Source organism: Pseudomonas sp. Marseille-Q5115 (assembly GCF_916618905.1).
GTDB classification, from domain to species: Bacteria; Pseudomonadota; Gammaproteobacteria; order Pseudomonadales; family Pseudomonadaceae; genus Aquipseudomonas; species Aquipseudomonas japonica_A.
Window position 1 is genome coordinate 1,138,193 of the sequence record NZ_CAKAKI010000001.1, and the last position, 21,973, is coordinate 1,160,165.

23 protein-coding genes are annotated in these 21,973 nt (G+C 63.9%); 16 read left to right on the forward strand and 7 right to left on the reverse strand.

Annotated elements, in window-relative coordinates:
• Positions 1-14 precede the first annotated feature (14 nt).
• The 4 genes from LG385_RS05455 to LG385_RS05470 all read left to right on the forward strand — a co-directional run bounded on the left by LG385_RS05455 (position 15) and on the right by LG385_RS05470 (position 2,662).
• Complete coding sequence (locus tag LG385_RS05455) at positions 15-854, forward strand: oxidoreductase (RefSeq protein WP_225773025.1); 840 nt, start codon at positions 15-17, stop codon at positions 852-854.
• Positions 855-1,105: 251 nt separating this feature from the next.
• A complete protein-coding gene (locus tag LG385_RS05460; RefSeq protein ID WP_225773027.1) occupies positions 1,106-1,357 on the forward strand; it encodes a hypothetical protein in 252 nt (83 codons plus the stop codon).
• Positions 1,358-1,382: 25 nt separating this feature from the next.
• Positions 1,383-1,643: an Atu4866 domain-containing protein gene (locus tag LG385_RS05465; RefSeq protein ID WP_225773030.1), complete on the forward strand. Its 261-nt coding sequence runs from the start codon at positions 1,383-1,385 to the stop codon at positions 1,641-1,643.
• Between the two features lie 101 nt (positions 1,644-1,744).
• Entirely contained in the window at positions 1,745-2,662 is a 918-nt protein-coding gene (locus LG385_RS05470; protein ID WP_225773032.1) for an AraC family transcriptional regulator, read from the forward strand.
• 79 nt (positions 2,663-2,741) lie between these two features.
• Here the strand turns inward: LG385_RS05470 and LG385_RS05475 are convergent, their stop codons facing one another.
• From LG385_RS05475 to arsC, 3 genes are read right to left on the reverse strand one after another with little or no spacing between them, the layout of a single operon-like run.
• Positions 2,742-3,413, reverse strand: a complete 672-nt coding sequence (locus LG385_RS05475) for a DNA-3-methyladenine glycosylase I (RefSeq protein WP_225773034.1) — start codon at positions 3,411-3,413, stop codon at positions 2,742-2,744.
• Positions 3,414-4,028 (reverse strand): NAD(P)H:quinone oxidoreductase, encoded by a 615-nt coding sequence (wrbA, locus tag LG385_RS05480; protein WP_225773036.1) that lies wholly within the window; start codon positions 4,026-4,028, stop codon positions 3,414-3,416.
• Positions 4,025-4,378 (reverse strand): arsenate reductase (glutaredoxin), encoded by a 354-nt coding sequence (arsC, locus tag LG385_RS05485; RefSeq protein ID WP_225773039.1) that lies wholly within the window; start codon positions 4,376-4,378, stop codon positions 4,025-4,027. The genes wrbA and arsC overlap by 4 nt, the downstream gene beginning before the upstream one ends.
• Before the next feature lie 71 nt (positions 4,379-4,449).
• Between arsC and LG385_RS05490 the strand changes: the two genes are divergently transcribed.
• Positions 4,450-4,917, forward strand: coding sequence for a TlpA family protein disulfide reductase (locus tag LG385_RS05490; RefSeq protein ID WP_225776177.1), 468 nt, complete (start codon positions 4,450-4,452; stop codon positions 4,915-4,917).
• A 3-nt stretch (positions 4,918-4,920) separates the two neighbouring features.
• Here the strand turns inward: LG385_RS05490 and LG385_RS05495 are convergent, their stop codons facing one another.
• Both LG385_RS05495 and LG385_RS05500 read right to left on the reverse strand, forming a co-directional pair.
• Positions 4,921-5,343, reverse strand: coding sequence for a hypothetical protein (locus LG385_RS05495; RefSeq protein WP_181112676.1), 423 nt, complete (start codon positions 5,341-5,343; stop codon positions 4,921-4,923).
• 153 nt (positions 5,344-5,496) lie between these two features.
• Positions 5,497-8,256 carry a response regulator gene (locus tag LG385_RS05500; protein WP_225773040.1) on the reverse strand — a complete coding sequence of 920 codons (2,760 nt, stop codon included), beginning with the start codon at positions 8,254-8,256 and terminating at the stop codon, positions 5,497-5,499.
• A gap of 161 nt (positions 8,257-8,417) precedes the next feature.
• On the opposite strand from LG385_RS05500, the gene LG385_RS05505 reads away from it, so the two are divergent.
• Positions 8,418-9,131 (forward strand): response regulator transcription factor, encoded by a 714-nt coding sequence (locus LG385_RS05505; RefSeq protein WP_225773042.1) that lies wholly within the window; start codon positions 8,418-8,420, stop codon positions 9,129-9,131.
• Positions 9,131-10,510 (forward strand): sensor histidine kinase, encoded by a 1,380-nt coding sequence (locus LG385_RS05510; protein ID WP_225773045.1) that lies wholly within the window; start codon positions 9,131-9,133, stop codon positions 10,508-10,510. The genes LG385_RS05505 and LG385_RS05510 overlap by 1 nt, the downstream gene beginning before the upstream one ends.
• On the opposite strand, the gene LG385_RS05515 is transcribed toward LG385_RS05510, so the two are convergent.
• On the reverse strand, positions 10,479-11,429 hold the full coding sequence (locus LG385_RS05515; RefSeq protein ID WP_225773048.1) for a DUF979 domain-containing protein: 951 nt from the start codon (positions 11,427-11,429) through the stop codon (positions 10,479-10,481). The genes LG385_RS05510 and LG385_RS05515 overlap by 32 nt on opposite strands.
• On the reverse strand, positions 11,426-12,139 hold the full coding sequence (locus LG385_RS05520; RefSeq protein ID WP_225773050.1) for a DUF969 domain-containing protein: 714 nt from the start codon (positions 12,137-12,139) through the stop codon (positions 11,426-11,428). The genes LG385_RS05515 and LG385_RS05520 overlap by 4 nt, the downstream gene beginning before the upstream one ends.
• 218 nt (positions 12,140-12,357) lie before the next feature.
• Between LG385_RS05520 and LG385_RS05525 the strand changes: the two genes are divergently transcribed.
• The 9 genes from LG385_RS05525 (at position 12,358) to LG385_RS05565 (ending at position 21,881) form a co-directional block, all read left to right on the forward strand.
• The gene (locus LG385_RS05525) at positions 12,358-13,254 is read left to right on the forward strand and encodes a LysR family transcriptional regulator (RefSeq protein WP_181120224.1); all 897 of its coding nucleotides are present in this window, start codon (positions 12,358-12,360) and stop codon (positions 13,252-13,254) included.
• Positions 13,255-13,350: 96 nt separating this feature from the next.
• Positions 13,351-14,088: a 5-oxoprolinase subunit PxpA gene (locus tag LG385_RS05530; RefSeq protein ID WP_225773052.1), complete on the forward strand. Its 738-nt coding sequence runs from the start codon at positions 13,351-13,353 to the stop codon at positions 14,086-14,088.
• The gene (locus LG385_RS05535; protein ID WP_225773054.1) at positions 14,085-14,807 is read left to right on the forward strand and encodes a 5-oxoprolinase subunit B family protein; all 723 of its coding nucleotides are present in this window, start codon (positions 14,085-14,087) and stop codon (positions 14,805-14,807) included. Before LG385_RS05530 ends, LG385_RS05535 begins: the two co-directional genes overlap by 4 nt.
• A gap of 2 nt (positions 14,808-14,809) precedes the next feature.
• The gene (locus LG385_RS05540; RefSeq protein ID WP_225773056.1) at positions 14,810-15,736 is read left to right on the forward strand and encodes a biotin-dependent carboxyltransferase family protein; all 927 of its coding nucleotides are present in this window, start codon (positions 14,810-14,812) and stop codon (positions 15,734-15,736) included.
• 137 nt (positions 15,737-15,873) lie between these two features.
• Positions 15,874-16,776: a cysteine synthase CysM gene (cysM, locus tag LG385_RS05545; RefSeq protein WP_225773059.1), complete on the forward strand. Its 903-nt coding sequence runs from the start codon at positions 15,874-15,876 to the stop codon at positions 16,774-16,776.
• The gene (rlmD, locus tag LG385_RS05550; protein WP_225773060.1) at positions 16,776-18,146 is read left to right on the forward strand and encodes a 23S rRNA (uracil(1939)-C(5))-methyltransferase RlmD; all 1,371 of its coding nucleotides are present in this window, start codon (positions 16,776-16,778) and stop codon (positions 18,144-18,146) included. The genes cysM and rlmD overlap by 1 nt, the downstream gene beginning before the upstream one ends.
• An 82-nt stretch (positions 18,147-18,228) precedes the next feature.
• Positions 18,229-20,475 (forward strand): GTP diphosphokinase, encoded by a 2,247-nt coding sequence (gene relA / locus LG385_RS05555; RefSeq protein ID WP_181112652.1) that lies wholly within the window; start codon positions 18,229-18,231, stop codon positions 20,473-20,475.
• Positions 20,472-21,323 carry a nucleoside triphosphate pyrophosphohydrolase gene (gene mazG, locus LG385_RS05560; protein WP_225773062.1) on the forward strand — a complete coding sequence of 284 codons (852 nt, stop codon included), beginning with the start codon at positions 20,472-20,474 and terminating at the stop codon, positions 21,321-21,323. The genes relA and mazG overlap by 4 nt, the downstream gene beginning before the upstream one ends.
• Before the next feature lie 18 nt (positions 21,324-21,341).
• Positions 21,342-21,881, forward strand: a complete 540-nt coding sequence (locus tag LG385_RS05565; protein ID WP_225773064.1) for a DUF2058 domain-containing protein — start codon at positions 21,342-21,344, stop codon at positions 21,879-21,881.
• The last annotated feature ends 92 nt before the right edge of the window (positions 21,882-21,973 follow it).

Sequence of the window (21,973 nt, forward strand, 5' to 3'; positions counted from 1 at the left end):
CAGGAGGACTACCCATGAATACTCAGAAAACCTGGCTGGTTACCGGCTGCTCCACCGGTTTGGGTCGCTACATCGCATCCCATCTGCTTGAGCAGGGCGAGCGCGTGGTTGTCACCGCGCGCAAGACCGAGCAGGTGCAGGACCTGGCTCAGCTCGGCCATGCCCTGGTGCTGCCCCTGAACGTTATCGATGCCGAGCAGGTTAAAGCCGTGGTGGCTGAGGCCGAAAGCACCTTCGGCTCGGTGGATGTTCTGGTCAACAACGCGGGGATAGGTTACTTCGCCGCGGTCGAAGAGACTGATCCACAGGCAGCGCGCCGCCTGTTCGACGTCAACTTCTTCGGCACCGCCAATATGATCCAGGCTGTACTGCCTCGTATGCGCCAGCGGCGCCGGGGCATGGTGGTGAACCTGACGTCCATCGGCGGTCTCGTCGGTTTCCCTGCAGTGGGCTACTACTGCGCAAGCAAATTCGCTGTGGAAGGGCTCTCGGATAGCTTGCGCGCCGAACTCGAGCCTTTAGGTATCCGCGTTATGACGGTGGAGCCGAGCGCGTTTCGCACCGAATGGGCGGGGTCGGCGACAGAGGTGCGAGAACCGATCGACGACTACGACGGTACCGCTGGCAATGCACGCAGAGCCTACCACGCCTCGGTGGGCAAGCAGGAAGGCGACCCGGCCCGTGCCGCCGCAGCGATCCATATGGCGGTCAACGCCGCCCAGCCACCGCAGCGCCTGCTGCTGGGCAATAGGGCATTTGAGGCCGCAATGGGCAAGCTCTCAGCCATGCAAGCCGAGTTCCGCGCCTGGGAAGCGGCTGCTCGTGACGCTGATTACCCTAAATCGAACGTGTGATAAACGCGCTTCGCGGCTCGCCGCGCAGCGGCGGCCAATAGAAATACCTGGAGGATCGCATCATCGCTGGTTTTTAGATGAAAGCTGCATTCGATGGCGGCGGCAACGACATACAGGATCAGGCAAATCCGCGACACGTTCGGCATAACGGCAAAACGGCCGCTGACCCTAATCTGAACTCACGAAACGGATGTCACGAAACGGCCTGGACTGGCCATCCGAACCCGTTACCAAACTTGTGAGGACGCATCATGAAAAAGATTAGCCCACTGTTGATCGGCACCGCCGCAATCGCTTTTATCGCCTCCACCGCTAGCGTTTCCACCATGGGCGTAGCCTTTGCTGAAGAGAACGCCCTGCGAGCCTCGAACGTCTATGTCGCACAGGACGGTGCTGATCGCACCTCGGGGGTTCGCGTTGCCCAGGACGGTGCCGACCGCGCCTCGGGCGTTCGTGTCGCCCAGGATGGTGCCGACCGCAATGCCGTCGGCCGCCTCGGCTAATCCGCTTTTTGATGAGGGACGCTCTATGCAAATCGCAAAGCTTGCCGCAAAAAAACACTCCTATGTCGGCATGTGGATGACCGCTGATGGATACATTCGGCATGAGCTACTGCCCAACGAGCGCTACGACGAGGCACGTGGCACCCGCAACAGCGCTTACCAAGGGCGCTACGAAGTGGAAGGCGATTACATCCGTTACTGGGACGACACCGGCTTCACCGCCGATGGGGAGTTTCGGGATGGCGTTCTTTACCACGCTGGCATGGTGCTCTATCGGCGGCGATAACCAGAAGCCCGACCCCTTGGTCGGGCCTTTCTGCTGGTGTGCAGGGCACCTGGCAAGTGCTATTGGCCCTGCTAGTCTTTGACCGACTTTCAAGGCTTCACATGGACATGAACGACGCTTCCGACCTTCAAAATCCCGCACCCTACCGCGCCGAACTGATCCGGATACTCACACGGCGGTTCTCGAATCCCGGCATTTACGAAACGGCCATTGCGCCATTGCATGTCATTCGTTTGGACGCACCGTCCGAACTTATCTACACCGTGCACCGGCCAGCGCTCTGCCTGATCGTCCAAGGGCGTAAAGAGCTCGGGTTGGGTGATGAACAGTATCACTATGATCCGCTCAACTACCTGGTTGTTTCAGTCACCTTGCCTGTAGCCGGGCGAGTGATCGAGGCCAGCCCTGAGGCCCCTTATATTTGTATCCGGCTGGATTTCGATCCGGCTGAAATTGCTCAGTTGATCGCCGAAGCACCACCTGTAGGCGTTCCCAGCGAGCCGGGGCGCGCGGTGTTTCTCGATCCTATCGATATCCCTCTGTTAGACACCATGCTGCGACTGGTGCGCCTGCTCGACACACCTCGGGATATCGGCATGCTGGCGCCCATGGCCTTGCGCGAGCTGTATTACCGGCTGCTGCGCGGCAACAATGGGCGCCGACTTTACGAAATAGCGCTTAGCGATTCGCAGACGCATCGGGTAACCCGGGCGATTGACTGGCTGAACAAGAATTACGCTAAACCTCTACGGATCGAGGAACTCGCTCGCGTGGCAAATCTAGGCAGCTCGACACTGCATCACCGCTTCAAGGACGTGACCGCGATGAGTCCGCTGCAATATCAAAAGCAGCTACGTCTGCAGGAGGAACGTCGGCTGATGATCAGTGAGGGGCTGGACGTATCGAGTGCTTGCTACCGGGTCGGTTATGAAAGCCCTTCGCAGTTCAGCCGCGAGTACAGCCGCCAGTTTGGCTCATCGCCGTCAAAGGATGTGAGTCGGTTACGACACAGCGCCTGAAGCTATCTGCATCCCGAATGTGAGCGCTAGCCTCAAGTTCTATTTGGCACCTTGAGGCTACTGATAACCCTCCGAGCCTTCAGTGATTAGCCGTATGCGCCAGCATCACTGATAGCTGACACAACGGCCGCCCGCTCTGTTCGCGCCAGGTATTGAACGCTTCTTGAACCGCTGCCAGGTCCCGCTGGCTGGTAGGCACTTTGTCCACGATGCCTTGGGCGTTGAGCGCGGCTACCACGTCCTGGGTGGGGATGAACGTATCCTTGCCGGCCATGCGCAGGAACCGCGGGGCGGATAACCCGCCCAGCTGATTGCCGTGCCGGGTGAGGTAGCGCCACAGGCCGGTGATGTTTTCCACAGGCCACTCGCTGATAAAGGCACCGAAGCTGACGTGTTCGTGGGCCACATCCAGGATCATCTGCGCGTTGATCGGCACGCTGCGCAGTTTGCCCAGGTGCCGGATGATCCGGGCGTCCTGCATCAGCCGCTCCAGATGCTCGCCGCCCATCAACACGACTTTCTCCGGCACGAACCCGAAGAATACCGCCTCGAACGCCGGCCATTTGGCATCCACCAGGCTGTGTTTCAAGCCGGCGCGGAAGATTCGCAGGGCCAGTAACGAGAGGTAACGGTCGTCGCCCAGGCTACGCAGGTGTTCGTCGGAACGCGGCTGGGGTAGCCGCGCTTCCAGTGCCGCGGCCGAGCCGAAGCGGTTCAGGCAATGCTCATGCAACCATTGGTAGTCCCGCATTCAGGCCTTGCCCTCCAGGGGCAGCGCCAGCCGCCGGGCCGCTTCGCCCAGGCGGAGGCCAAGGGCTCGGCACAGGGCAGTTTCGTGCTCGTCCAGCGGGCGCTTGCCGTCGGCACCGGCATGGTGGCTGGCGCCATAAGGCGTGCCGCCGCCACGGGTTTCCAGCAGGGCGGATTCGCTGTAGGGCAGGCCGGCGATGAACATGCCGTGGTGCAGCAGCGGAAGCATCATCGACAGCAGGGTAGTTTCCTGGCCGCCGTGGAGGCTGGCGGTGGAGGTGAACACCGCCGCAGGCTTGCCGGCCAGTGCGCCGCTGAGCCACAGGCTGCTGGTGCCATCCAGGAAGTACTTCAAGGGGGCCGCCATGTTGCCGAAGCGGGTAGGGCTACCCAAGGCCAACGCAGCGCAATGGGTAAGGTCGTCGAGGGTGGCGTATACCGCGCCTTCGGCAGGCACGCTGGGGGCTGTGGCCTCACACTCGGTGGACACGGCCGGCACTGTGCGGATGCGCGCTTCGAGCCCGGCGCGTTCAACGCCGCGGGCGATTTGCATCGCCATTTCGCGGGTGGCGCCATGGCGGCTGTAATACAGCACCAGCACGTAAGGGGTGGTCATGGCAGCAACTCCAGCAGGTTGTCCACTGGCCGGCCGATCACTGCCTTGTCGCAGCGTACCAGGATGGGCCGTTCAATAAGCTTCGGGTGGCTGGCCATGGCCTCGATCAACGCATCTTCCGAGAGGGTAGGGTCGGCCAGGTTCAACGCCTTGTAGTCATCCTCTCCGGTGCGCAGCAGCGCCCGTGCGCCAAGGCCAAGGCGGCTCAGCAGGTCACGCAGCGTGGCGGCGCTGGGCGGGGTGTCCAGGTAACGAACCACTTCAGGCTCCAGTCCGCGGGCCTGTAACAGCTCGAGCGCGGCGCGTGACTTGGAGCAGCGCGGGTTGTGATAGAGGGTGAGGTCGCTCATGGAAAGGTCGCCTGTGCTATCGAGTGGCGGCTATTCTACCTGCCTGATCCGTGATGACGAGGATGACGATGATCCGAAACCGTTTGGCCTGCCTGTTGGCCGTGTTCGCCACGCTATGCTTGGTGGCGTGTGATCGTGGCCTGGGCAACGACCAGCATGGGCAACCCGTGACCGCCAGCAGCCTGAAAGGCCAGTGGCTGGTGATCAACTACTGGGCCGAATGGTGCGGGCCGTGCCGCCGCGAGATCCCGGAGCTCAACCAGTTCGCCAGCCGTACGGCGAACGAAGATGTGCAGGTGTTGGGGGTGAACTTCGATCAGGTGCAGGGCCAGGCGCTGGTCCAGGCTGCCGACGGCATGGGCATCCACTATCGCGTGCTGGCCGAGGACCCGGCCGACACCCTGGATTTGCCTAAGGCCGAGGGGCTGCCGGTTACCTTTGTGCTGGACCCGCAACGCAAGGTGCGCGCCACTCTGTTGGGCGAGCAGACCGCTGCAGGTTTGGCCCAGCGGCTGGCTGCCCTCAAGGCTGGAGGCTAGGGCTCAGCAGTTGGGGCAGAAGTGCTTGCCGCCTTCGCTGCGCCAGCCCAGCTCGGCCACCCGCGCCGCCGCGGCTACTGGCAAGGCCGCTTCGCCGAGGCTCGCGTCTACGGCGAACTCCATGCTCATGGTTTTGCCGCAGCCATCGCAGTTCACGTCCCAGGTGTGAATCGCCAGCTCCTTGAACACCGGGCCACGCGCCACGGCCGTCCACTGGCCCACCGGGTTGATCAGGTGCCGCACCTTTTCGACGGTCAAACGCATGCTCAGGGTTTGGCTGCCTTTGAGGGTGACCAGCAGCACGTCGTCGGCGCGGATGGCGCCGCCGTTGCCGGTGACCTGATAACGCCCCGGCGACAGCGCGCGGCATTCGATCAGGGTGTGCTGAGGGGTGAGCAGGCTGTAGCGGAAATCGTGTTCGACCATAGGGCCTCCGAAGAAGGGCGCGCATGGTAGCACAGCCGGCGTAGGTGTCTGGGCGGCCGGCCATCTGGAGATGGCCGGGAACCGGTTGCCGATGCTATTCGCAGGCTTCGCCTACTCCCACAAAGTGAGTCGACCAGACCCTCTGGTCGCTGTTTATGCACTGATCCGCGCATGCTCGGCCAGCCGCACGATGGCTTGGTCGAGGTCATCGAGAGCGACGCTGGCGCTAGGGTCTTCCTGTTTCAACAACGTTTCGCTCCGCTGGCATGCCGCGCGCAGCTGGGGCACGCCGCAGTAGCGGGTGGCGCCGTGCAGGCGGTGGATGCGTTCGAGCAGTGCGTGCTGATCATGGGCGTCTCGAGCGGCCTGGATCGCCCGGCGGTCTTCATCCAGCCCGGCCAGCAGCATGGCAAGCATATCCACGGCCAGGTCTTCCTTGCCGGCGGCCAGGCGCAGGCCTTCTTCGTGGTCGAGTATCTGCTGCTCGCCCTCGGCGCTGGCCCATTCGCTCAGCCGTTCGGCCGGCTGGCCGCGAAGGGCCAGGCCGGTCCACTTGAGCACCACCTGTGCCAGCTGGCGCTCACTGATGGGCTTGGTGAGGTAATCGTCCATGCCGCTATGCAGCAGCGCGCGCTTTTCGTTGGCCATGGCGTGGGCGGTCAGTGCCACGATGGGCAATGGCGAGCCTGGGCGGCCGGTTTCCCACAGGCGGATGCGTTCGGTGGTTTCGCGGCCGTCCATGCCGGGCATTTGCACGTCCATCAGCACCAGGTCCAGGGACCGCTGTTGTACGGCTTCCAACGCTGCCTGGCCGCTGTCCACGGCCTGCACCAACGCGCCCATGTCCTCGAGCAGGGTTTGCACCAGCAGCAGGTTGGCTGGGTTGTCGTCAACGCAAAGGATGCGCGGCGGGCGGTCCGCCGGCGCGTCGTCGAGCACGGGCGCTGGCCGGTGCGGGCTCACCAGTTCGCTCAATACCCGGCGCAGGGTGCGGTTGCACGCTGGCTTGGCCTGCAGCTGGCTATGCGGGTTGGGCACAACGGGGTGGTACATCGCCTGTTCGGTGGTGGGGCACAGCACCAGGGCGTGGCAGCCTTGCTGTTGCAGCTCGCGCAGGCGTGGGCGCAGACGCTCTGGCGGCTGTTGCTGGCTGGTGACACCCAGCACGGCCAGCTCGATGGGCTGCCCGGCAAGGCGCGCGGCGCTCACCGCTTCGGCAAGGCGCTCCAGCGCACTGAACGCCACCACGGTCAGGCCCAAGTCCTGCAGCTGGTGTTCCAAGGCCTGGCGCGCCAGGTCGTGATGTTCCAGCACGGCCACCCGGCGGCCCGTCAGGGGCGGGGCGGGCAGGTCTTCGGCATCTTCACGGGCGCGGGGCAGGGTGAGGCTGATCCAGAAAGTGCTGCCTTCGCCCGGCGTGCTGTCCACGCCGATCTCGCCGCCCATCTGTTCTACCAGCCGCTTGGAAATCACCAGCCCCAGGCCAGTGCCGCCTGGCTGGCGGGACAAGGAGTTATCCGCCTGGCTGAATGCCTGGAACAGGGCCCGCACGTCATCGTTCGACAGGCCGATACCGGTGTCCTGCACGCTGATACGCAGCTGCGCGGTGCTTTCATCTTCGCCGTCCTCTTCCAGCATCGCCCGGGCGACGATCGTCCCTTCCCGGGTGAACTTGATGGCATTGCTCACCAAGTTGGTGAGGATCTGCTTGAGCCGCAAAGGGTCACCCACCAGCGACACCGGTGTATCGCGGTACACCAGGCTGATCAGTTCCAGCTGCTTGGCATGAGCCGCCGGGGCGAGGATGGTGAGCGTGTCCTGCAGCAGATCCCGCAGGTTGAAGGGGATGCTGTCGAGCACTAGCTTGCCGGCTTCGATCTTCGAGAAATCGAGGATCTCGTTGATGATCGCCAGTAGGTTATCGGCGGATTTTTCGATGGTGTTGAGGTAATCCAGTTGGCGGGGCGTGAGCTCGCTCTTCTGTAACAGGTGGGTAAACCCGAGGATGCCATTGAGCGGCGTGCGGATCTCATGGCTCATGTTGGCCAGGAACTCGGACTTGATCCGGCTGGCCTCCAGCGCCTCCTTGCGCGCCAGGTCCAGTTCGATGTTCTGGATCTCGATGGTTTCCAGGTTCTGGCGCACGTCCTCGGTGGCCTGGTCGATGCTGTGCTGAAGCTCGTCATGGGCTTCTTCGAGCGACTGCGCCATGCGGTTGATGCCCGCGGCCAGCTCGTCCAGCTCATGGTTGCCCAGGGTGGGCAGGCGGTAGTCCAGGCGGCCTTCCTTTATTCGCGCCACGGCCAGTTTGATATGCCCCAGCGGCGCGCTGATACCCCGGCCCAAGTGCAGCGCCAGCAGCAGGATGACCACCAGCCCGGCGGCAATCAGCACCAGGCTGGCGAACATCATGCGATAGCCACGCAGCAGCGTGTTGGTGTGGGACAGTTCTATCTCCACCCAGCCCAGCAGGCGGTCCGCCTCGCCGGGCACCTGCGCGCCGGCGAGGTCACGGTCGCGGCCGAACACCGGTTGCAGGTAGCGGGTGGCATCGCTGCCGCTGCGTTGGGCAAGTTTCGTTCCGGTTCCGCCAGGGATAGGGTTGAGCATGCTGGGACCGGCATGGGCCAGCAGGCCGCGCTCGGCGTCGAGGAAGGTCACGCTGCGCACGTCGGCCTGCTCAAGGGCCTGCGCCGCCACCCGCTCGAGCTGCTCGGTATCGCGCGCGGCCAGGGCAGGGGCTACCAGTGGCGCGAGCTGCCCGGCCAACAGCTCGCCGCGGCCCAGCAGTTGCGCTTGTAATTCGGTCTGTTGCACCCAGGTGAAATACCCACCCAGCAGCAACGCCAACAAGCTTCCTGGCAGCATCGTGAGCAGGATCACCCGCCCTTTTATTCCCAGTTTTCTTAACACACCCGCACCTCGGTTGCCGGGGGCCACCCCTCATGTCTGGCGAACCATACCTTTACCGCGGCCGCCATGCACCTTTGCATCACGTACCGCTGGGGGATTGGAAGTTGCCGCCGCTGCGTTATTGCAGAATAATCGCCACTGAGAATATTTCGCAGGCGTTAATGGATCTTATGAGTGCGGAAGCAACCCGGTTATTGGCTGTCGAGGACGACCCCACGCTCGGCGCGTTCGTGCGGGATCGGTTAGGGGCGGCAGGGCTTAGCGTCACCTGGTGCCAGGATGGCAGAGAAGGTCTTGCGCTGGCCCTGCGTGAACCCTTCGACCTGGTGCTGCTCGATGTGCTGTTGCCGGGCATGAACGGGCTGGAGGTACTGGCTCGTTTGCGCCAGCGTTCTCGCACCCCGGTGTTGCTGATGTCGGCGCTGGGCGAGGAACAGGACCGCATCGATGGTTTTCGCGGGGGCGCCGACGATTACCTGCCCAAGCCATTCAGCCTGGATGAACTACAGGTGCGGGTGGAGGCTATCCTGCGCCGCGTTGAACTGGAGCGCGGGGTGCCTGCGCCCACCGCCGTGCCCGTGGAGCTGCGCTTCGACGATGTCGCCCAGGACGTACGCTACCTGGACCGCCCCGCCGGGCTTACGCCGTGCGAATACCGCTTGCTTGGCACCTTGCATCGGCACGTTGACGATGTGCTGAGCAAGGCGTTCCTCTATCAGCATGTATTGCAGCGCGGCTACTCGCGCCACGACCGCAGCCTGGACATGCACGTGAGCCAGATCCGCCGCAAGCTCAAGGGCTTGAGTTACCTGGGCCACGAACTGCGTACGGTCTGGGGCAAGGGCTATATGTTCGCCACGGCGGTCACCGCTTGATGCCAGGTCGCCACTCGCTGTTCTGGAAGCTTGCCGCGCTGTTGATCGGCTTCTGCCTGTTGATGATCTGGCTGAGCTGGTCGTGGGGGCGCTACATGGAAGCGCGCACGGCGTTTCTATCGCCCCAAGCCCGCGCCAGCTTGAGCGACTACGCCCGCGCAGCGGAACGGGCGCTCGACGCTCAAGGCCCGGCGGGCCTGGATAACGTGCTGCGCAGCATTGCGGCGCAGGAAGGCGTATTCGTCACCGCCATCGGCCCGGATTTCGCCCCGCTGGGTCAGAGCGCGCTGAGCGTTGCTCAGCGGCAGCGGCTTACCTCACTGCGCGGCATCGACTGGCCCGTGAGCCGCCGCAGCACTACTGCGCCCTGGCTGCGGGTACCGTTCCCCCAGCATGCGGAGGGTGGGATGCTGGTCATCGAGCTGCCCCAGCGGTTCATGCCGGGCCGCTATGGGTTGTTTTGGCACCTGCTTACGAACGGGGTTGTGCCCGCGCTGTTCACCCTCCTGCTGTGTGTCGGCTTGTACCGCATGCTGGTGGCGCCGCTTGAACAGCTTCGGCGCCAGGCCCAGCAGTGGCGGGCGGACCGCCTCGATACTCGCCTGGATCCCGGCGCCCTGAGCCGCAAGGACGAACTGGGTGAACTGGCCAGGGCCTTCGATGACATGGGCGAGCGGCTGCACAGAACCGTGACCATGCAGCAGCGGCTGCTGCACGACCTGTCCCATGAACTGCGCACGCCGCTCAGCCGCTTGCGCGTTGCCTGCGAGGCGGAGCCCGACAACGACCGCCTGCGCGAGCGGCTGGCCCGCGAAGTGGACAACATGCAGCGGCTGGTGGAGGACGCCTTGCAGCTGGCGTGGCTGGATGCCGAGCGCAGCCAGCCGAAGGTACAGCCCATCCAGATAACCGCGCTGTGGGATGTGCTGGCCGAAGATGCCGCCTTCGAAACCGGTTGGCTTCCGCAGCGCCTGCATTGCGCCATCCCCGAGACCTGTTGGGTGCGTGGCCATTTGAATAGCCTGGCGCAGGCGGTGGAGAACGTCTTGCGCAATGCCATCCGCCATTCGCCCCCTGGGGCGCGGGTGAGCTTCAGCGCCGAGCGCGAGGGTGATCATTGGCGCTTGAGCCTGCAGGACCACGGTGGCGGGGTGCCCGAGGCAGACCTCTCGCGCATGTTCGACCCCTTCACGCGGCTTGACGGTGCCCGCCCGGGCGACGGTGGCTTTGGCCTCGGCTTGAGCATTGCCCGGCATGCCATCGAACGGCAGGGCGGCACCCTGGTGGCCCGTAACGCCCAGGGTGGCCTACGGGTGGAGTTGCGCCTGCCGGCGAGTGAGCCGGCGGCTACATCAGCGCATACAGCAGCAACGTATTGACCACCAGCATCGCCAGCGCCGTAGGCACCTGGGCCTTGATCACGGCGTAGCGATCAGGGAGTTCAAGCAGGGCAGCGGGCACCAGGTTGTAATTGGCCGCCATGGGCGTCATCAGCGTGCCGCAGTAACCGGAGAACATGCCTATCGCGGCGATTACCGCCGGGTTGCCGTGGTACACACCCATCAGGATCGGCACGCCTACACCGCCGGTCATCACCGGAAACGCCGCGAAGCCATTGCCCATCACCATGGTGAACACGGCCATCCCCAGCACATACACCATCACCGCCACCAGCCGATAATCCATGTCGATGTACGTGCTGGCCAAGTACGCCACCGCCTTGCCGACGCCGGCGTCAGTGAACATCAAACCCAGCATGGCGAGCATTTGCGGGAGCACCAGCGCCCAGCCCAGGGCCTCGGTCAAGCGGCGGGATTCGCGCATCGCTTGCACGGGCGTGTCACGGGTGAGCCAACAAGCCAGCGCCAGGGCGATCAGGCTGGCAACGCCCAGCGCCACAAAGGTGGAGTTGGACGGGTCCAGCACAAAGCTGTCGCCGATTTTCACACCCTTCAAGCCCAGCGCCACGGCTACGGTGAGCAGCGGAATGGCCAGCGCTGGAATAAACAACCGGTTGCCCAGGCGCGTCGCCACGGCCTGCTGGGCTTTCTCGGCGAGAGGGCGATAGCTGCCCACTGCCACGCCGCCGCAGCCTGCAAGGACGGCCATGGCCAGCACCCCGATGCCTACCCACACCGGCGGCAGGCGCTCGCCCACCAGGAACGCGACGGCGAACAACCCCCAGAACAGCCCGCTGCGCCAGCGCCGGGGGTGCTCACGGTCGGTCAGGGTCATCGCGCAGGTGATCGCCAATACGATCCCGGCCAGCCAGTACAGGTATTGAATGGACAGGATCATGCTGGTGCTCCCTCTGTTTGCGGAGTTTCAGCGTGCCGCGCCAGGTAGTGGTCCAGGCGATACAGTCGTAGACCGTGGATCAGGAATACGCTGATAGCCGTGGGAATGCCCCACACCGCGATGTGCAACGGGTCTACATCGATACCGGCGCCCAGCAGGAAGGTGTGCATCAGCGCAATGGCGCCGAAGGCGACGAAGATGTCTTCGCCAAAGAACAGCCCGATGTTGTCCGTGGCCGCGCAGAAGGCCAGCAGGCGTTGCCGTACCTGCGCGGGTAGCGGCCCGTGGCGGCTTACGGCCGCACCCTCGGCCATGGGCGCAAGTAGCGGCCTTACCATCTGCGGATGCCCGCCCAGGCTGGTAAGCCCCAGCGCGGCGGTGGTTTCCCGAATGAACAGGTAACCGATCAGCAGTCGCCCGGCGGTAGCGCGCCCGAAGCGGCCGATCCAATGCTGAGCATGGCGGCGAAGCCCGTGGCGCTCCAGCAGGCCGATCACCGCCAGCGGCAATAGAATGATCAGGGGCAGGGTACGGGTTTTGATGAACCCGGTGCCGATGCTCGCAAGGATCGTTTCCACGGGAAAGTGCGCAGCCAGCCCGGTGACCACGGCGGCGATCGCCACCACCAGCATCGGGTTGAAACGCAGGATGAAGCCGAGGACGATGACCGCGACGCCCGCGAGCGGCCAGAGGTTAAGCGATTCGTTCATGGTAGGTGCCCTGTGTGACGCGTAGGTCGCTATCGGCAGAAGCAAAGGTTTTTATTGTTGCAAGGGCGGGGAGCCCCCTGTTGTTATGTCGGAATTGTTGGGAGGCAAGCGCGCTGGCGTCCAGCGAGAAAATCCCGTGCCCCCTGATAGCTTTTTCTTGATCGCCCATCCCGGGGCCTTGCGGGAATACTGGCCGACAGAGGGAGGGCGGCGCTCACATGAACATTCGATTTCTGGAAACCTTTGTCTGGGTGGCCCGCCTGAAAAGCTTCCGGCTGACCGCCGAGAAGCTGTGCACCACCCAGGCGTCCATTTCCAGCCGCATCGCTGCGCTGGAAGACGAGCTCGACAGCCGCCTGTTCGTGAGGGACCCCCGCGGCGTCACGCTCACGCCGGAAGGCCAGCGCGTACTCGACTATGCCGAGCGCATGGTGGACACCCTGCACGCGCTCAAGGCCGCGTTGAAGGACCCCGGCCTGGCCAGGGGGCATTTGCGCATCGGCGCGATGGACACAGTGATCCATACCTGGCTCAGCCCCTTGGTGAGCCGTATCAGTGCAGCCTGGCCGGGCGTGGAAGTGGAAATCACTGCCGACACTGCCCGCAACCTGTGCGACCAACTTGAAAAAGGCTACCAGGACATCATTCTGCAAACCGACATGGTGCGCCTGGACACCGTACGCAACGCTTTGCTCGACCGCTATCCCATGCATTGGGTAGTCGCGCAAGGCGCGCCGCAAGATCGACCTTACGATGACCTTCGCGCCCTGGCCAGCGAGCGCATCGTAACGTTTTCGCGCAATTCGCGCCCGCATCAAGACCTCCTCAACTTGCTGCATGGCGCCGACCTGATCAACGCGCGGGTGAACTGCGTAAACTCGGCATCGGCCATCATTCGGTTGATCCGCGACGGCTTCGGCATTGGCCTGATGCCCTTGCCGTTGGTAGAAGCAGAATTGCGCGCCGGCAGCCTCAAACTTATCGAAGGTATCGAGCCGCCCCCGCCCATGGATATCGTGGCCTCCTGGCGGACCGGGCCCGGCATGGCGCTGTCCGAAAGCGTTGTAGCCATGGCCCAGGCGCTGATTGCCGAAACCAGCGAACCTGCCGCTTAAGGTTTTCTTATCGCCCCCCGGTGTTTTTTCTGAGTTGACCCAGGCAAACGCAGGCTTCTACCGTGGGGCGGTATCCCTTCGGCCGGAGCGCCTCTGATGATTGTCCTCAACTGCGATATCGGTGAAAGCTACGGCGCCTGGAGCATGGGCCTCGACGCCGAGGTAATGCCCCTGATCGACTGCGCCAACATTGCCTGCGGTTACCACGCCGGCGACCCGCTGACCATGCGCCGTACTGTGGCCCTGGCAGCGCGCCACGGCGTGCGCATCGGCGCGCACCCGGCCTACCCGGACCTGGTCGGTTTCGGTCGGCGTTCCCTGGCGTGCTCCGGCGAAGAGATCGAAAGCCTGCTGCATTACCAGATCGGCGCGCTGCAGGCGTTCTGCGCGGTTGAGGGTACCCGCGTCGAATATGTGAAGCCCCATGGCGCGCTCTACAACGACATGATGGCCAACCCCTCGATACTGGCTTCGGTGCTCACCGCCGTGGCGGCCTACAAGGTGCCCTTGGTGCTGTTGGCCACGCGGGACAACAGCGCCGAACAAGCTTTGGCCGATGAACACGGCGTGCCGCTGTGGTTCGAGAGCTTCGCCGACCGCGCCTATGAAGGGAATGGCCAGCTGGTGTCACGACGGCTGCCAGGCGCGGTGCATGAAAGCGCCGACGCAGTGGTTGCCCAGGCCCTTGCCCTGGCACGTGGTGATGCCTTGACCGCCCGGGACGGCAGCGCCCTGCGGCTGCGCAGCGACACCTTGTGTGTGCACGGCGACAACCCGGCGTCCGTGGCGGCAGTGCGGCGCATTCGCGAGGCGCTGCAGGCCGCGCAGGCATGAGCGGCGCACGCTTCGTGTTCGGCGAAGGCCAGGCCGGAACCATTGAAACGGTTGCGCTGGATGCCCTGATGGTGCGGCTGTTCGACCACATCGACGAATCAAATGTGGGTTGGTTGCTGGCGCTGGGCGAGCGCCTTCGGGCCAGCTTCGGGTCGGCGCTGATCGACCTCGTGCCGTCCTACACCACCGTGATGGTGCATTACGATATCGCCGCACTCGCCCCCGAAGAAGCGCGGCGCCGGATAGCCAATGCCTGCGACGGTCTCAAGCCGGCTTCGGCGGGCAACGGCCAGGAGCATAGGGTACCCGTGTGGTACGACCTCTCGGTGGGGCCGGACCTTAGTCGCCTCGCCAGCATCAGTGGCCTGGCGGTGGAGGAGGTTATCCAGCGGCATTGCGCCAAGGCGTACCGGGTATTTGCGCTGGGCTTCACCCCAGGGTTTGCGTTTATGGGGCTGGTGGAGCCGGCCCTCGCGGCGCCACGGTTGACCACGCCTCGCCAACGCATCGCGACCGGCAGTGTGGGGATTGGCGAGCGGCAAACGGCGATCTACCCCAGTGCGTCGCCCGGCGGCTGGAATATTCTGGGGCGCACGCCCGTGGTGCTGTTTGACGCCGGCGAAAGCCTGTTCAAGCCAGGCGACAGCGTTCGTTTCGAAGCCATCAGCCGCGAGCGCTTCGTGGCACTGGGCGGCGATACCACGCCGTTGGGGGAATGACCGTGAGCCAACTGCGTATCGAAAAAAGCCACCCGTTGTGCCAGTTGCAAGACGCCGGGCGGTTCGGCGTGCGCCATTTGGGCATTACTCAGGGCGGTGCCGCAGACTGGGTGTCCATGGGCTGGGCCAACTCGCTGTTGGGCAACGTGCCAGGTGCGGCAGTGATCGAAATCACCCTGGGTGGCTTCGAGCTCTATGCGCAAGGCGATTGCCACCTGGCCCTGGCCGGTGCAGACCTTCAAGCCACGGTCGACGGCGCGGCCCTGCTACCGTGGCGCAGTTTTAACCTGCGCCGCGGGCAACGGCTGGTGTTCAATGCCCCGGCCGAAGGCGTGCGTGCCTACCTGGCGGCGCCGGGTGGGTTCGTTGGGGCGCAGGCGTCCGGTAGCGTTGCGACGGTCGCCCGGGACGGCCTGGGTGGCCTGCACGGTAATGGCGCTGCCTTGGCCACGGGTGACGTACTGAGTTGCGCCGCGCCGGCGGGGCCGGGCCGGGAAATCGCCGTGGCGCGCATTCCCGACCTGAGCCTGCGGCAACCGCTGGACCTCGTGTTGGGCGCCCAGGTTGCGGATTTTTCCGGGCAAAGCCTGTTCGATGCCTTCAATGCCGAATGGACTGTGGATAGCCGCGCCGACCGCATGGGCGTGCGTTTGCTGGGGCCGGCGCTAATGTACAAAGGCGCCGGGCTGGTGTCCGAGGGCATCCCCTTGGGAGGGGTTCAGGTGCCGCCGGACGGGCAACCCATCGTGCTGGGCAATGACCGCCAGACGATCGGCGGCTATCCACGCCTGGGTGCGCTCACCCCGCTGGCCTGTGCTCGTCTGGCGCAAGCCTCGCCCGGGCAACGGTTGCGCCTGCGGGCGGTGCTGGCCGAAACCGCCCGGGCAGGGCATCTGGAGGTAATGCGAAGTTTGGGGAACGCTGGGTAGGAGCAGGGCCAGCCAGCGAATGAGCACAACTGGCGCCTTATAACCGCTGGGTATATGGAGCTGCCTTTGCGTGATATGGCCTGGCGGCGAATGCGCGTATCATAGCGCCCCCCGCCGTTCGGATTGCGAAAAAGCCCATGACCGTGCATTACCCCACTATCGCCGATTGCGTCGGCAATACCCCGCTGGTTCGCCTGCAGCGCCTGGGCGGGGCTACCACCAATACCTTGTTGCTCAAACTCGAGGGCAATAACCCGGCCGGCTCGGTAAAAGACCGCCCGGCACTGTCAATGATCACCCGGGCTGAGCTGCGCGGGCAGATCACGCCCGGCGACACGTTGATCGAGGCCACCTCGGGCAATACCGGTATTGCCTTGGCGATGGCAGCGGCAATCAAAGGCTATCGCATGATCCTGATCATGCCCGACAACTCCACCGCCGAACGCAAGGCTGCGATGACCGCTTATGGTGCCGAGCTGATCCTCGTCACGCGGGAAGAAGGCATGGAAGGCGCCCGCGACCTTGCCGAACGCATGCAGGCCGAAGGCCGCGGCAAGGTGCTGGACCAGTTCGCCAACGGCGACAACCCGGAGGCGCATTATCAGAGCACCGGCCCGGAGCTGTGGCAGCAGACCGGCGGCGGTATTACCCATTTTGTTAGCTCCATGGGTACCACCGGTACCATCATGGGCACTTCGCGTTACCTGAAGGAACAGAACCCCGCCGTTCAGATCATCGGCCTTCAGCCTATGGAAGGCTCGGCGATCCCCGGGATTCGCCGCTGGCCGGAAGAGTACCTGCCGAAAATCTACCAGGCCGACCGGGTAGACCGGATCATCGATATGGCCCAGGCCGAGGCCGAGAACATCACCCGCCGCCTGGCGCGTGAAGAGGGCATCTTCTGCGGCGTTTCTTCAGGTGGCGCGGTGGCGGGCATGTTGCGCCTGAGCCAGGAAGTGGAGCATGCCGTCATCGTCGCTATCGTATGCGACCGCGGCGACCGCTACCTGTCCAGCGGCCTGTTCGACGCGCCGAACTGATGGCACGCAAGCAAGGCGGGCTGCGCTTTCAGCCCAGCGGTGGCCAGCGCGCGCCGGGCGTTCCAGCAGGCAAGAAGCAGCGGCTGAGCATCGAACGGCTGGCAGCCGATGGTCGTGGTATTGCGTTCAACGAAGGGCGGACCTGGTTCGTGGCCGGGGCACTGGCCGGCGAAGACGTGGATGCTCGGGTGCTGTCCGCCCACGGCAAGGTGGTAGAGGCACGCACCGAGCGAGTACACCAGCCTTCGGCCATGCGTCGCGCTGCGCCGTGCCCTTATGTGGACCGTTGCGGCGGCTGCACGGTGCAGCACATCAGCCACACCGACCAACTGGCCTTGAAACAACGGCAGCTGGCCGAGCAACTGCTCAAGGTGGCCAGCGTGGAACCACAGGCCTGGGCGCCGCCTTTGGTAAGCCCGGAGTTCGGTTATCGCCGTCGTGCGCGGGTTGCGGTTCGCTGGGACCCGAAGCGCCAGGTACTCGATGTAGGGTTTCGTGCCGCCGCGAGCCAGCAGATCGTTTCAATCGACCACTGCATGGTGTTGGTACAACCCTTGCAGCGTATTTTCAATGAGTTACCGGGGATACTCCGCTCACTGAAAGCCCCGCAAGCCATTGGCCACGTTGAATTGTTCCACGGTACTGCCCCCGCTGTGCTCGTTCGCCACACCGCTGCGCTTAGCGACGCGGATCAAGCGGCGCTGCGCGCCTTTTGCGCTACTCAGGGCGCTCAGCTGTGGTGGCAAGGTGCCGAGGCGCCTGCGCCTGACCAGCCGGGCGCCGTGCTGGGCTATACCCTGGCGCCGTGGCAGCTGGAACTGGCCTATCGGCCAGGGGACTTTGTGCAGGTTAACGAGGCGGTGAACCAGGCCATGATCGAGCAAGCGCTGGCCTGGCTTGCGCCCCGACCTGGAGAGCGGATACTCGACCTGTTCTGTGGCTTGGGTAATTTCGCCTTGCCCATTGCGCGTATGGGCGCGCAAGTGGTCGGCGTAGAGGGCGTTGCCGGGATGGTCGAGCGCGCTTCGGTCAACGCCGAGCGAAACGGCCTGGATACCGCGACCTTTTACCAGGCCGACTTGTCCCAGCCTTTAGAGGCGGCCGGTTGGGCAGACCAGGGGTTCTCTGGGGTATTATTGGATCCGCCACGCGACGGGGCGTTTGAAACAGTTCGCCACATATCGTCGCTGGGTCCGGATCGCATCGTCTATGTATCGTGCAATCCCGCCACCCTGGCGCGCGACACCGTAGAGTTGCGCAGGCAAGGGTATGCTTTAAAACGTGCTGGCGTTCTCGACATGTTCCCGCAAACGTCCCATGTCGAGGCGATGGCGTTATTTGAAAAAGGCCAGGACGGCCTGGCTATGTGACTGGTGACCTTCGCAGGCCGCGGAGGTCGAAGCCAGCGTACATTGGCGTGCAACCCTGCGCGCCATAGGGAAGGTAAGCAAGATGGTACAGGTGAGAGCGCAACAGCCGGTCAACAACGACGGCAGCATCAACCTTGATGCGTGGCTCGATCATATCGTCAGCGTCGACCTGGCGCTTGACCGGGAGGCGCTCAAGAAGGCCTGCCAGTTCGCCCGCGATCTGGACGTACCCGAAAATACCGCCAAGGATTCCTGGGCCGATGGTACGTCCAGTTTCCAGGCGGGGCTGGAAATCGCCGAAATTCTCGCCGATCTCAAGCTCGATCAGGATTCGCTCGTTGCCGCGGTCATCTATCGCGCGGTGCGTGAGGGCAAGGTCGCACTGTCGGACGTGGCCCAGCGTTTCGGCCCGGTGGTGGCCAAGCTCATAGACGGCGTGCTGCGCATGGCGGCGATCAGCGCCAGCCTCAGCCCGCGGCAGTCCCTGGTGCTCGGTACGCAAGTGCAGGTCGATAACCTGCGCAAGATGCTGGTGGCCATGGTCGACGACGTGCGCGTGGCGCTGATCAAGCTGGCCGAACGTACCTGCGCCATCCGGGCGGTCAAGAACGCGGCCGAGGAAAAGCGCCAGCGGGTTGCCCGTGAAGTGTTCGACATCTATGCACCGCTGGCGCATCGCCTGGGCATCGGCCATATCAAATGGGAGCTGGAAGACATTTCCTTCCGGTACCTGGAGCCAGACCAGTACAAGCAGATCGCCAAACTGTTACATGAGCGCCGGCTCGACCGGGAACGCTTCATTTCCGATGTGATGAGCCAGCTCCATCATGAGCTCACGGACACCGGCATCAAGGCCGATATCAGTGGCCGGGCCAAGCATATCTACTCCATCTGGCGGAAGATGCAGCGCAAGGGCCTGCAGTTCAGCCAGATCTACGACGTGCGCGCCGTGCGGGTATTGGTGCCTGAAGTACGCGACTGCTACACCGCCCTGGGTATCGTGCACACACTGTGGCGCCACATTCCCAAGGAGTTCGACGACTACATCGCCAACCCCAAGGAAAACGGCTATCGCTCACTGCACACGGCGGTGATCGGGCCGGAAGGCAAGGTGCTGGAAGTACAGATCCGCACCCACGCCATGCACGAGGAAGCGGAACTGGGGGTATGCGCCCACTGGCGCTACAAGGGCACGGACGTCAAGCCCAGCTCCAACCACTACGAAGAAAAGATTTCCTGGCTGCGTCAGGTGCTGGAGTGGCACGAGGAGCTCGGCGATATCGGCGGCCTGGCCGAGCAGCTGCGCGTGGACATCGAACCGGACCGGGTGTATGTCTTCACACCGGACGGCCATGCGATCGACTTGCCCAAAGGCGCCACGCCGCTGGACTTCGCTTATCGCGTGCATACCGAGATCGGCCATAACTGCCGCGGCGCCAAGATCAACGGCCGTATCGTGCCGCTGAACTACAGCCTGCAAACCGGCGAGCAGGTCGAGATCATCACCAGCAAACAGGGCAATCCCAGCCGGGACTGGCTCAACTCCAACCTGGGCTATGTCACCACCTCCCGGGCGCGCGCCAAGATCGTTCACTGGTTCAAGTTGCAGGCACGGGATCAGAACGTTGCCGCGGGCCGTACCCTGCTCGAGCGCGAGCTGAGCCGCCTCGGCCTGCCCCAGGTAGACTTCGAGCGGCTGGCTGAAAAAGCCAACGTGAAAACCGCCGAGGACATGTTCGCCTCGCTGGGCGCGGGCGACCTGCGCCTGGCCCCGCTGGTCAATGCTGCCCAGCAACTGGCCGAGCCGGACCGCAGCCACGCTGAAGCCTTCGATTTCATTACCCGCAAGCCCACGGGCACCAAACCAGGCAAACGCGGGGATATCCAGATCCAGGGCGTGGGCAACCTGCTCACCCAGATGGCCGGCTGCTGCCAGCCGCTGCCGGGCGATGCCATCGTGGGCTACATCACCCAGGGCCGCGGCGTGAGCATTCACCGTCAGGACTGCGCTTCGGTGTTGCAGCTCGGCGCCAAAGAGCCCGAGCGGATCATTCAAGTCAGCTGGGGGCCGGTGCCGGTGCTCACCTATCCGGTGGATATCGTGATTCGTGCCTACGACCGCTCTGGCTTGCTGCGTGATGTCTCGCAGGTATTGCTCAACGAGCGCATCAACGTGCTGGCGGTCAATACCCGTTCCAACAAGGAGGACAACACCGCACTGATGTCCCTGACCATCGAAATCCCCGGCCTGGATGCGCTCGGGCGGTTGCTGGGCCGTATCTCCCAGCTGCCCAACATTATCGAAGCACGGCGTAACCGTACCCCATGAATCAGCCCGCCAAGCCTTACAGCCTCGACGACCTCCTCTATTTGATGGCACGCCTGCGCGATCCTCACGCCGGCTGCCCGTGGGACCTCAAGCAGAACTACGCGAGCATCGTGCCGTATACGCTGGAGGAGGCCTACGAGGTGGCCGATGCCATCGAGCGGGAGGATTACGAGCACCTGCCGGGTGAACTGGGCGACCTGCTGTTCCAGGTGGTGTATTACGCCCAGCTCGCCCAGGAGGAGGGGCGGTTCGTATTCGCCGACGTGGTCGACGGCATCACCCGCAAGCTGGTCCGCCGTCACCCGCACGTGTTTCCCACCGGGGACCTGTACGGCCCCGCGGATGCCCCCCGCCTCAGTGAAGCGCAGATCAAGCAACGCTGGGAAGCCATCAAGGCCGAAGAGCGCGCCGAAAAATCATCCGCGCCCGAGCAATTGTCCCTGCTCGATGACGTGCCGGCGGGCTTGCCTGCCCTCGCGCGGGCTGTGAAGTTGCAGAAACGCGCGGGCTCGGTGGGCTTCGACTGGCCCGCGGCCTTGCCGGTGCTGGACAAGGTGCGCGAGGAGCTGGACGAACTGCTCGAAGCGATGGCCGGCGAAGACGAGGCGGCGTTGGCCGAGGAGCTGGGCGATGTGCTGTTCAGCGTGGCGAACCTGGCACGCAAGCTCAAGCTTGACCCCGACCAAGCCTTGCGCGCCGCCAATGCCAAATTCGAGCGCCGTTTTCGTTTTATCGAAGGAGAGTTGCGCGCCCGGGGCCAACTCATCGAAGATTGCGACCTGGAGGCGTTGGACGCACTCTGGGGCGAAGCTAAACGTCAGGAAAAGAAACCGCTTGGCTGTGGCTGAGTAAGAGTGAGTGAAACCATGAGCCTTTCCCTTCGTGACCAGCTGCTCAAAGCAGGCCTGGTCAACCAGAAACAAGTGAAGCAGGTCAACAAGGACCAGCAAAAGCAGCAGCGGCTGGTGAAAAAAGGCCAGGCCGAGGCGGACGACACGCAGAAGCGCATCGCTTTGAAAGCCGCTGCGGAGAAGCAGCGCAAGGACCAGGAACTGAACCGCCAGCAGCAGCAGAAGGCTGAGGCCAAGGCGCGGTCCGCTCAGGTGAAGCAGCTGATCGAAGCCACCCGCTTGCCCAAGCTGACCACCGAGGATTACTACAACTTCGTGGACGACAAGAAGGTCAAGCGCCTGTCGGTGAATAGCCTGATGCGCAGCAAGCTGTCCAACGGCAGCCTGGCGATCGTCCATCATGGTGGCGGCTACGAAGTGATCCCGCGCGAAGCGGCGCTCAAGGTCCAGGAACGCGAACCTCGCCGTATCGTGCTACTCAATACGCCAACCGAAGAAGTGGAAGGCGACGATCCGTACGCGGCGTACAAGATTCCTGATGATCTGATGTGGTGAGAAGAATCCCGTGCCTGGCACGGGATTTTTGTTTCTGCAAAAGGCTGGCCCGTTCGTCGACACAAAGTAGCCGACCGGCTACAATCATTGAC

Bases quoted from the DNA above. Each gene is read 5' to 3' on its own strand.
- LG385_RS05455 (WP_225773025.1), top strand. From the start codon at position 15: ATGAATACTCAGAAAACCTGGCTGGTTACCGGCTGCTCCACCGGTTTG.
- LG385_RS05460 (WP_225773027.1), top strand. From the start codon at position 1,106: ATGAAAAAGATTAGCCCACTGTTGATCGGCACCGCCGCAATCGCTTTT.
- LG385_RS05465 (WP_225773030.1), top strand. From the start codon at position 1,383: ATGCAAATCGCAAAGCTTGCCGCAAAAAAACACTCCTATGTCGGCATG.
- LG385_RS05470 (WP_225773032.1), top strand. From the start codon at position 1,745: ATGGACATGAACGACGCTTCCGACCTTCAAAATCCCGCACCCTACCGC.
- LG385_RS05475 (WP_225773034.1), bottom strand. From the start codon at position 3,413: ATGCGGGACTACCAATGGTTGCATGAGCATTGCCTGAACCGCTTCGGC.
- wrbA (WP_225773036.1), bottom strand. From the start codon at position 4,028: ATGACCACCCCTTACGTGCTGGTGCTGTATTACAGCCGCCATGGCGCC.
- arsC (WP_225773039.1), bottom strand. From the start codon at position 4,378: ATGAGCGACCTCACCCTCTATCACAACCCGCGCTGCTCCAAGTCACGC.
- LG385_RS05495 (WP_181112676.1), bottom strand. From the start codon at position 5,343: ATGGTCGAACACGATTTCCGCTACAGCCTGCTCACCCCTCAGCACACC.
- LG385_RS05505 (WP_225773042.1), top strand. From the start codon at position 8,418: ATGGATCTTATGAGTGCGGAAGCAACCCGGTTATTGGCTGTCGAGGAC.
- LG385_RS05510 (WP_225773045.1), top strand. From the start codon at position 9,131: ATGCCAGGTCGCCACTCGCTGTTCTGGAAGCTTGCCGCGCTGTTGATC.
- LG385_RS05515 (WP_225773048.1), bottom strand. From the start codon at position 11,429: ATGATCCTGTCCATTCAATACCTGTACTGGCTGGCCGGGATCGTATTG.
- LG385_RS05520 (WP_225773050.1), bottom strand. From the start codon at position 12,139: ATGAACGAATCGCTTAACCTCTGGCCGCTCGCGGGCGTCGCGGTCATC.
- LG385_RS05525 (WP_181120224.1), top strand. From the start codon at position 12,358: ATGAACATTCGATTTCTGGAAACCTTTGTCTGGGTGGCCCGCCTGAAA.
- LG385_RS05530 (WP_225773052.1), top strand. From the start codon at position 13,351: ATGATTGTCCTCAACTGCGATATCGGTGAAAGCTACGGCGCCTGGAGC.
- LG385_RS05535 (WP_225773054.1), top strand. From the start codon at position 14,085: ATGAGCGGCGCACGCTTCGTGTTCGGCGAAGGCCAGGCCGGAACCATT.
- cysM (WP_225773059.1), top strand. From the start codon at position 15,874: ATGACCGTGCATTACCCCACTATCGCCGATTGCGTCGGCAATACCCCG.
- rlmD (WP_225773060.1), top strand. From the start codon at position 16,776: ATGGCACGCAAGCAAGGCGGGCTGCGCTTTCAGCCCAGCGGTGGCCAG.
- relA (WP_181112652.1), top strand. From the start codon at position 18,229: ATGGTACAGGTGAGAGCGCAACAGCCGGTCAACAACGACGGCAGCATC.
- mazG (WP_225773062.1), top strand. From the start codon at position 20,472: ATGAATCAGCCCGCCAAGCCTTACAGCCTCGACGACCTCCTCTATTTG.
- LG385_RS05565 (WP_225773064.1), top strand. From the start codon at position 21,342: ATGAGCCTTTCCCTTCGTGACCAGCTGCTCAAAGCAGGCCTGGTCAAC.